The organism is Collinsella aerofaciens (assembly GCF_028206995.1).
Taxonomy (GTDB): Bacteria; Actinomycetota; Coriobacteriia; order Coriobacteriales; family Coriobacteriaceae; genus Collinsella; species Collinsella aerofaciens_AQ.
This window is the reverse complement of sequence record NZ_JAQLFL010000006.1, coordinates 140,812-144,867: the sequence shown is the minus strand read 5'-3', so window position 1 is coordinate 144,867 and position 4,056 is coordinate 140,812. Positions and strand designations below refer to the sequence as shown.

The 4,056-nt window shown below is 56.8% G+C and carries 2 protein-coding genes and 2 tRNA genes; all 4 read left to right on the top strand.

Annotation, left to right across the window (positions count from 1 at the left end; translation table 11 throughout):
• The first annotated feature begins 553 nt into the window (after positions 1-553).
• Positions 554-643 (top strand) — tRNA-Leu (locus PMX60_RS06225).
• 59 nt (positions 644-702) lie between these two features.
• Positions 703-3,048, top strand: a complete 2,346-nt coding sequence (locus tag PMX60_RS06220) for a GAF domain-containing SpoIIE family protein phosphatase (RefSeq protein ID WP_271747263.1) — start codon at positions 703-705, stop codon at positions 3,046-3,048.
• Between the two features lie 81 nt (positions 3,049-3,129).
• Positions 3,130-3,876: an anti-sigma factor antagonist gene (locus PMX60_RS06215; protein ID WP_271747262.1), complete on the top strand. Its 747-nt coding sequence runs from the start codon at positions 3,130-3,132 to the stop codon at positions 3,874-3,876.
• A 105-nt stretch (positions 3,877-3,981) separates the two neighbouring features.
• Positions 3,982-4,054 (top strand) — tRNA-Gly (locus tag PMX60_RS06210).
• Positions 4,055-4,056: the final 2 nt, after the last annotated feature.

Sequence of the window (4,056 nt, the reverse complement as noted above, 5' to 3'; positions counted from 1 at the left end):
TCTTATGGTGTCGACGCCAATGGTATATGGGGGCATCATCGACGTCTTCAATACAGAAAATATCAGTGCGGAATGTTCTGAAAACTAAGTCCAGCACGGGCCCTGCGGTAACTCGGCAGGGGGAGTGCGATTCCCTGATCGCTCACTTAGTTTAATAAGAAATTGAGGGAGGCCGGAGCTTTAGCTCCGGCCTCCCCATATAAGGGCTCGGCAAAGCCGAGCCACCAAATTTGCATCAGCCCTCAGAACATGTTTGAGAACTGTGCCTGAAGTACGTATTTGCAGGCCCCGTATCGGTGTTGCCTCCCGGCGCATTCCGCAGGGGGAGCGATATTTCGCAGCACGAAGTGCGTAGCAAAATATCGCTCATGCCCGAGGACGCGCCGGGAGGCAACACCGATACGGGGCCGGACATATAGATCTACCTGCGCATTTACAAATTCGTAAACTTTTTTCTAAAAAGTGCTTGCACAGTTCTCGAATCATAGGTTATTATCTTCCTCGTTGAACGCGCGGGTCCAACAGAACGAACTGCGAATCAACAACATAGCATGTCGGAGTGGCGGAATTGGCAGACGCGCTAGCTTGAGGTGCTAGTGACCGCTTTTTGGTCATGCGGGTTCAAGTCCCGCCTCCGACACCATCGCATTTGAGAAGCCTCTTCGGAGGCTTTTTTGTTACCGATAGACGGTGAGGTCCACGATGGAAACGCTTGAGCGCAACGAGTGGGCAGACGTTGCCCAACTGGTCGAGATCACGAGCGATGCTGTCATCATCTGTGAGCTCGACGGAACCATTCTGCATGTGAATAACCGTTTGCTCGACCTGATGTGCGAGGAACGCGCTGACGTCATCAGCGGTGATGTCAAAGACGTTCTGTACTCGTCTGCCTTTGAGCGCGCGACTGAACATCGTCTGCCGTTTGAGACCGATGGCTCCGAGAGCGAGCTGATGCTCAAGCTGAGCGACGGGTCTTTTATTCCCGTCTTGGTTCGCGCGGGTTCCGTTACGCCTCCGCGTATCTTTGGACGTCGTGCACCGCGTGTCCTGGTGGCGCTTCACAGCATCGAAGAGCAGTATTCCCACGATCGTCAGCTCAAACGTGCGCTATCGGAGCTTAGGGTGGCGAATAAACGCCTTTCGGGTACCCTTTCGGTCATTATGAGTACCGTGGGCTCCGATGAGCTCCCCAGCTTGCTCGATACCGTTTTGAATCAGCTCGTTGGAACGCTCGATGCCTCCGGTGCGGCTATCTATTTTTCCGAGAGCGGCGGCTTTAAGCTCCGCGGTGTTTCTAAGGAGCTTGAGGACAGCTATCTGCCCGAGTTTATGCCGTACGGCGCTGGCATTCCGACCTACGTACTTCGCGAGTCGCGTGCCTGTCGCCTGTCGATTCAGCAGGACCTTGAGGGCGACCGGGTTGCTTCGGGTATGTTCATGGATTTGGACAATCGTTCCAAGCACTTGCTGCGCGTGCAGGATATGCCCCCGTATCGCAGCGAGATCTGTCTTCCCGTGTTTTACGGCACGCAGGTCCTTGGCGTGTTGGAAGTTGGCTGGAAGCGCCCCCAGGCGCCACTTGCCTATGACGTTAACGTGCTCGAGGTCATCTGCGATTACCTGTCTATTCAGCTGGTCGGCATGGCGTCGAGCTTGCGTTCGCGCCGCACGGCGGAGCTCGGCCGCTCACTCAATTTGCTGCGCGACGAACTGTTTACCTATCTCGAGGATCCCGTTGCCGCTTCGCGAGCGGTGTCGACGGAAATCTGCACGGTGCTCAATTGTCATTTCTGCCCCGTGGAATATGATGCGGGCCTCGAAACCTATGTCATCGATTTTGAGGGCGGCAGTCGTGTGGCGCTGCCGGACGATCCGGAGTCACTCTTCTTTTCTGTCACGGCGCCAGCAGCGCGCCTGGGGGCAGCCCCCGACGGGTTTGAGACATCGGTGTTGGGCGGGACGAGCGCTGACGACCTCAAGCACGTGCGCCTTACACGTGTGGACGAATCCACGTCTATGGGTGCATGGTTGAGGGCCCACGGCCTACCGTGTCAGGGACTTTATGTCGACTCCGGCATCGAAGCGGGGCACTACCACTCGGAAGCGGATGGCAAACGAAGCAACGATGCGATCGTTCCCGTTGATATCGCCAAGGGGCCGACGAGGCGCGCTTTGCTGCTCCGCGATGGCAGCCAAGAACCAATTGACGACCTTGAATACGACTACCTGGTGCATCTGGCGCATGACTTTGAGCTGATCTATGAAGGCGAGTCTCAAAAGCGCGAAGAGCGTCATATCGCTCAGACGCTTCAGATTGGCATGAGAAATTCGCTTGGTGACGTTCCGGGCATTGCAACCGATTCGGTATATCTATCGGCAACGAATTCTGCGTTGGTCGGCGGTGACTTCTATACGCTTGTCCGACTTCCCGACGATTGCGCCGTTATGATTTTGGGCGATGTATCCGGCAAGGGGATTGAGGCGGCGTCGATGTCGGCGCTCGTCAAGACGGCGCTGACGGCCTATGCCTGGGAGGGTGCAGGGCCTGCTCGCATGGCACGCTCGCTCAATAGCATGCTCATGGGCTTTTCGAGGGTCGAGACGTTTGTGACGGCGTTTATCGCCAAGATCGATCTTAAAGCGGGCCGCGCTACTTATTGCTCTGCGGGACATCCTCCCACTATGGTCATTAGGCCGTCGTCGACGCCGCGTGGCGGCGGCGAGACCTGCGGGGGAGAAGTGGAGCTCCTTGGGTGCCAATCGGGCGTGATCGGTGCCTTTGAGAGCATGGTCTACGAGACGGGTGCCTTTACGTTCGCTCCTGGCGACATGCTGTTTATGTATACCGATGGAACGATTGAGGCACGCGACCGCACGGGGGCGTTCTTTGGCGAACAGCGTCTGCGCGATCTTTTGCTATCGGTATCGGGCGAGGGCGTATCGGGAATCTGCGGTAAGGTCTTGGGCGAGCTTGACCGCTTTACCGAGTCGGCGCTGGACGATGACATCGCGCTGGTTTCCCTTGAGTTTTTACGGGGTCGATCGTAGGCCGCGACGTTTGACGAGCAAAATCTGCGCGGTTGCAGATGCGTATGCATCGAGCGAGCACTTTTGGGGAACCATGGTCGTATGAATGAGTGGAATGACATAGCGGTTTTGACGCCACCAGGCGATATCGACATCGCCACGGTGCCTGCACTGCGTCGGCGGTTGGATGCTTTGATTGACCGCGGCGTGCGTCGTGTCGTCATCAACTGTCAGGCTGTTAGCTTTATCGATTCGACGGGCTTGGCATTCCTGCTTACGCGCGCTCGTGAGCTCATGAGGCGAGAAGGCCTGCTTTCGCTCGTCAATGCATCAGGCGAAGTTGTTCGCTTTTTGGAGATTGCTCGTCTTGTCGATATCCTTCATGTCGCGGGTCCGGCACGGGAGTCTATTCCCGCCATTCCGGTGGGGGAGCTGCCTCGCTGGAGCAAGAGCGTCGAGGTCCGTCAGGGTATTGAAAATCTTCCATACTACCGACATCGCATCGCCGAACTCCTTGAATCGCTTCCGTTGCGCCGCGACGAGCGCTACGATGTCGCATTGGCGTCGGGGGAGGCGCTGGGTAATGCCTATGACCATGCGGGCGGTATCGGGTGCGTCCTGACGGTTCAGGCCTATGGCGATCGCGTCGTGGTTGAGGTGCTTGATCGAGGTGCTGGCTATTCTATCGATGAAACGAGCGAACCGGTCGCATCTGAGGAGCGCGGCCGTGGTATCAAGCTTATGCGTTTGCTCGTCGATAACGTGGATGTTGCTCGTCGTACAGACGGCGCTGGCACGCGCGTGCAGATGGTGAAGCTGTTTAGCGGAGCGCTGGAATCGTGTGCCTAGCCAATCGCTTTAGCGTATTTGGCTACCAAGAACATGCGGCCGGCAACTTTTTTGAAAAAAGTACTTGCGTCTTTTGGGCAACTCGCGTAAATTAATAACCCGCAAGCGGACATGGCTCAGTTGGTAGAGCACAACCTTGCCAAGGTTGGGGTCGCGGGTTCGAGCCCCGTTGTCCGCTCC